The 6006-nt window shown below is 51.4% G+C and carries 2 protein-coding genes, 1 pseudogene and 1 other annotated feature; of the genes and pseudogenes, 1 reads left to right on the forward strand and 2 read right to left on the reverse strand.

The genetic code is table 11. The features are described 5' to 3' along the window. Positions 1-143 precede the first annotated feature (143 nt). A pseudogene (locus tag C8R34_RS17215) lies at positions 144-1063 on the forward strand (IS3 family transposase); the annotation flags it as partial. Next, positions 422-538 (forward strand) — a sequence feature (AL1L pseudoknot). Its footprint overlaps the pseudogene before it by 117 nt. A gap of 52 nt (positions 1064-1115) precedes the next feature. Here the strand turns inward: C8R34_RS17215 and C8R34_RS15745 are convergent. Together C8R34_RS15745 and C8R34_RS15750 are read right to left on the reverse strand one after the other, a co-directional pair. Continuing rightward, entirely contained in the window at positions 1116-4244 is a 3129-nt protein-coding gene (locus tag C8R34_RS15745) for an efflux RND transporter permease subunit (protein WP_107804568.1), read from the reverse strand. A gap of 24 nt (positions 4245-4268) precedes the next feature. Beyond that, positions 4269-5438, reverse strand: coding sequence for an efflux RND transporter periplasmic adaptor subunit (locus tag C8R34_RS15750; protein WP_097103896.1), 1170 nt, complete (start codon positions 5436-5438; stop codon positions 4269-4271). Between the last annotated feature and the right edge of the window lie 568 nt (positions 5439-6006).

The raw sequence follows: 6006 nt of genomic DNA on the forward strand, positions 1-6006 counted from the left end.
ATGAATTCCAGTGGCGACATGATGATGTGGGTCGTGCCATCCCGATAAGGTGTCTTCAGCTTTAACACTATTTGCCCATCTTTATTGCGTGTCAGAATCGTCCCGGTATTTCCGGAGATAAAATGGTTTGAGAGGAGGAAGAGATGAAAAACCAAATCAGTTATTCACCGGAAGTACGAGAACGAGCAGTAAGATTGGTATTCGAGCAACAAAAGGAGCATGAATCGCAATGGGCGGCGATCAAGTCGATCGCATCAAAGATTGGCTGTACAGCGGAGACGTTGCGCACCTGGGTAAGACGAACAGAGATTGATCAGGGAATTCGAGGCGGCCTGTCGACTGCGGATCGTGAGCGGCTCAAGGAATTGGAACAGGAGAATCGGGAATTAAAGCGAGCTAACGAGATATTACGTAAGGCATCGGCCTATTTCGCGCAGGCGGAGCTCGACCGCCGACCGAAATGATGGTGACCTTTGTCGATAGCAACAAAGCGGAATACGGGGTCGAGCCAATCTGCAATGAAATCTGGATTGCCCCGTCGAGCTACTACGAACACAAAGCGCGCGCGCGAGATCCCGATCGATTGCCTGACCGCATCAAGCGGGATATGAGACTAGAACTTGATATACAGCGGGTATGGAAAGACAATTTCCGAGTTTATGGTGCTCGCAAAGTATGGCGGCAGTTGCTGCGAGAAGGTATTGGTGTTGCTCGTTGTACGGTCGAGCGGTTAATGAAGAAGCTTGGAATACAAGGTGTTCGACGCGGCAAAAAGTGTTGGACAACCATTTCGGACGATTTGCTTGACCGGCCAACGGACAAGGTTAACCGGCAATTTGTAGCTGCCCGGCCCAATCAACTGTGGGTGGCGGATATTACATTTGTAGCGACATGGACAGGATTTGTTTATGTGGCTTTTATCACCGATGTTTTTGCCCGGTATATTGTTGGCTGGCGAGTGAGTCGTTCATTGCGAACGGAACTGATACTGGATGCATTGGAACAGGCGCTATGGGCACGGCGGGGAACCTCAGGATTGATTCATCACAGTGATAGAAAGTCGGTTTCACATGATGTGCGGAAGTTTTGGATATTGATCTGAGGCTAATTCGCCCCTAAGGTTTGAGACGAGCCAGCTTGCGCAAAGCGACATAGAAGACAGGGGTAAGGAACAATCCGAATAGCGTCACGCCGATCATCCCGGAAAAAACGGTTATACCTGTTGCGTAGCGCACCTCACTGCCTGCACCGTAGCTGAGCACTAAGGGAACAGATCCCGCGATGAAAGCGATTGAGGTCATTATGATCGGTCGAAGTCGAAGACGGCAGGCTTCCAGTGCGGCTTCGACAGTACTCTTGCCCTGGATCTCCAACTCCCGTGCGAACTCAACGATCAGGATGGCATTCTTGCATGCCAGGCCCATCAGCACTACCAGTCCCACCTGAACGAATATATTGTTCTCGCCGCCAGTGAGCCAAATACCGAAAAGCGCAGCGCACATACATACCGGCACGATAAGGATGACCGCCAAAGGTAATGTCCAGCTTTCGTAGAGGGCGGCTAGCACCAGAAAGACCAGCATAATCGATAATGGGAATACGATGACCGCCGCGTTGCCCTGCGTTACCTGTTGGTAGCTAAGATCGGTCCACTCCAGCGTAATGCCGCGGGGCAACACCTCTGCGGCAACGCTCGAGAGCTTGGTGATGACCTGCCCCGAGGAAAGTACGCGCGGATCAGCATCGCCGATAAGGTCAGCGGCGGGATAGCCGTTGTAGCGGATGACTGGATCCGGGCCAAATGAAGGTTGAATCGTCACCATCGACCCTAGCGGAACCATTTCCCCTTGAACGTTGCGCGTGTACAGATTGCTGATGTCTTCGGTCTTCTGGCGAAAAACTGAGTCCGCCTGAGCCAACACTCGATAGACCCGACCGAATAAGTTGAAATCGTTAATATAGATAGAACCTAGATAAATCTGCAGGGTATTAAATAGATCTGACAATAATACTCCTTGGGCTAATACTTTAACTCGATCTATATTGACCTCGAGTTGCGGGATATTGGCTTGATATGAGCTGACAGGAAAGGTCATGCCTGGCGTTTGGGCGATTGCGTTTTGGAAAGTCGTTAATGCCTCTTGTAAAGCTCCATATCCCAAGCCGGCGCGATCAACTAAATAAAGAGAATAGCCCGACCCATTACCCAGTCCTTGAATAGGCGGGGGCAGTAATGCATAAGCCTGCCCGTCCTTGACCTCCACAAGCTTGGCATTCAGTTCGGCGGTGATGGATTCCGCAGAACGCTGGCGCTGATCGAAAGGTTTGAGGATGATATAGGAGGTGACCTGATTGGGAGTATTGACGGATTGCAAGGCATTCAAGCCCACATAGCTTTCGGTTATGTCTACGCCTTCGATAGTGCTGGCAATTTTGTTCAGTTGATGTGTGACAGCATTAGTTCGGGCAAGCGAAGCGCCCTCCGGCAATTTGGCTCCCGCGAAAAGGTAGAGTTTATCCTGGTTGGGAATAAAGCCGGTCGGTACGATATGGAACAGTATTGCGGTCGAGAGCAATAGCCCTGCATAGACGGTGAACGCTATGCCACGACGGCCCAGCGTGCGAGCCACGGTATTATGATATTTATGGGAGCTGCGAAGAAATAGCCGGTTGAACGGATGGAACAGCCACCCCAACATACGCTCGAGCAACCGTGTCAGCGCATCCTTCGGAGCATCATGTCTTTTGAGCAGTTTTGCCGCCAGGGCCGGCGACAATGTCAGTGAATTGATTGTGGAAATGATGGTGGATATGGCGATGGTGATAGCAAATTGCTTGTAGAATTCGCCGGTGACACCGCTTAGGAACGCCATGGGCACAAACACGGCGCAAAGCACCAGGGCTATGGCAATAATGGGGCCGGAGACTTCCTTCATGGCCTGGTGGGCTGCTGCAAGAGGATCCAGGCCTTCCTCGATGTAGCGCTCGACGTTCTCGACGACGACGATGGCATCGTCGACGACAATGCCGACTGCCAACACCAGTCCAAACAATGTTAGCGTATTGATGGAATATCCGAGAAGGTACAGCCAAGCGAAGGTACCGACAATCGAGACCGGTACCGCGATCAGAGGAATGATGGATGCACGCCAGGTCTGCAGAAACAGGATGACCACCAGCACGACCAGGAAAACCGCTTCGATCAGGGTTTGACCCACCGCCCGGATGGATTCCCGGACAAATACGGTAGGGTCCCACACTATTCGATACGTCACGCCCGCAGGGAAGTTTGCTGAAAGTTCTTCAAACTTGGCGTAGACCGCTCTGGCTACTGCCAGGGAGTTTGCGTTGGGAGTGAGGAAAATGCCCGCGCTGGCGCCGTTCTTTCCATCAATCATGGCGTGCAGCGTATAATCCCCGGATCCGAGCTCAACGCGTCCCACGTCGGATAAGCGAACCAGTTGGCCATGGTCGCCGCTTTTCAGCACGATATCGCTGAATTCCTGTTCGCTGCGAAGCCGCCCGCGCACATTTATCGGAACGAGGAAATCCGTACTCTTGGGTGACGGTTGCGCGCCCAGCTGACCCGCGGATACCTGGACGTTCTGCTCTCGAACGGCATTGATCACATCACTGGCTGTAAGCCCGCGTGTGGCAAGCTTGCCCGGGTTCAGCCACAAGCGCATTGCATAGTCGCCTTCTCCGTACAATCCGACGTTGCCAACACCCTGCAGGCGCGAGAGCTGATCCTTGATATTCAGGGTCAGGTAGTTGCGTAGATAGACCCCATCGTAGCGATTGTCTGGTGAAGTCAGACTCACAAACATGAGCGGAGTGGGGGATTGCTTCTGCGTGGTTACGCCGTACAGACGCACATCGGGGGGCAGACGCGACAGGGCCTGGGCGACGCGATTCTGTACACGGACAGTTGCGGTATCGGGATCGATGCCAGGGGTGAAGGTGACTGTCACTTGCAGGCTTCCGTCGGAACCCGCAACGGACTTCATGTACATGATGCCTTCGACGGCGTTGATCGCTTCTTCCAACGGAACGGCGATTGAATCCGCCATTTCTTTGGGATTGGCGCCGGGGTATATTGCTCGCACAACGACACTAGGCGGCACCACCTCTGGGTACTCGCCCGCGGGTAGGAGCGGAATGGCGATAAGTCCCCCCGCGAAAATAACGATCGAAAGAACAATTGCAAATATGGGGCGGTCGATGAAGAACTTGGAAAAATCCATGATCGCGCTCTTATTCCGCGGCTCTTATTGAACCGGAAGGGGGGAGATAGCCTCTCGTGCTTCCATAGCGACATACTCAGGCCTTACAATCATTCCTTCACGAATGATCTTCTGTGCGCCGGTGACAATGACCATGTCTGTCTTGTCGAGGCCGGACTGCACGATGTATAGGTCATCGATTTGACGACCCAATGTGATATTTTTGCGTAGTGCCTTGTTTCCTTCTCCTAGCACATAAATATATTTGTGATGCTGGTCGGTCAGAATGGCCTTGGTGTCTATCAAAAGTGCAAGTAACTCATCGCCTTGCAGCTGTACACGGGCGAAAAGCCCCGGTGTCAGGAAACGGTCGGTATTGGAGACGACAGCGCGAGCACGAATTGTGCCCGTTGTGGGATTAACCTGATTGTCGAAGAAATCTACAGTCCCATGGTGCGGGAAGCCTTCCTCATTAGCCAGACGGATGCGGACCAGATATGCATTGTTCCCGCGATCGTTCCTGCGAGCGAATTCCTTGTAGCGCAGGAAGCTATGCTCATCGCAATCGAAGTATACATACATGGGATCCTGCGAGACCAAGGTTGTCAGAATTGATTGGTCAGCCTGGGCAAGATTGCCGACGGTTAGGTATGCTCGCCCCACGCGGCCTGCGATTGGCGCTCGAACCTCGGTGAAATCGAGGTTGAGCTTGGCGGTGGCTACAGCAGCTTCAGCCGCACGAATCTCGGCAGCCGTTTGGTTCAACTCCGTTTGTCTACCGTGGAAATCTTCGCGTGACATGGCCCGTGTTTCGAACAGCGCCTGCGCGTGCTCAGTCTTGATTTGCGCAAGATTCGCGGTCGACCGGGCACGTTCGAGCTGCGCCTGCGCACTATGGAGTGCATTGCGGTACGGCCGAGGATCAATGACGAAGAGAAGGTCGCCAGGTTTGACCTCGCTATCCTCTTTATAGGCAACACGATTGATGTAACCACTCACGCGAGGACGCAATTCTACAGTCGGGATTGCATGGACACGGCCATTAAATTCATCCCAAGTTTGCACTGAACGCACCAGTACGTTCGCAACCGCAACATCGAGCGGTGGTGATTCGACTGGAGTGTTGGATCCGGTATTGCATCCGATGAGGAAGATTGCCGAGAGCGCAATAAGAATTGTAAATGCGCACCGTTGGCGTGGGGTTGAGCTGTACATATGTTAAATCATGAAAAATTTCTGGCGGGGAGGGTCGTAAGACTCAATCATTCTAAATGAAACCTCTGCATACCTATGTCATTAAGGTTTTTTGCTCATGCGGTAATTTTTAAAATCAATCGTTTAAAAATGACAAATTATCCAAAAAACCAGTTAGGCAGAGGTCTCAAATATTCCTAGTAGAGGATTTCCGAGAAAGAATGCATCGGAGAAAGACTAAATTATCCCGACTTGAACTTGATCTAACAGATGGCTTCAAGCCGTAATGGTTGCAGGCAAGAAATCTGGCGCTACCTGATCTAGGGATGGTCTGAAGTAGACACCACCATCTTCTAGCGGCTTTGCCATCTTGTCAATGAAAAAAATTATTTGCTCCAGGTCAACTGTGTAAGTATTGATATCTGAATTCCCTTTAATAAATTACAACGAGATAGAAATTCTATAGCAGAACTATATATAAAGCTAGACGGATTGGGTATAGGAAAAATAAACCACCTTTTCCATAAGTTTTGAATGTACTGAAAGCTGGCTCAATTGTCAAACACGGTGATAATCGATTGAAAAATTA

It is taken from the genome of Nitrosomonas sp. Nm84 (assembly GCF_003201565.1).
Classification (GTDB): Bacteria; Pseudomonadota; Gammaproteobacteria; order Burkholderiales; family Nitrosomonadaceae; genus Nitrosomonas.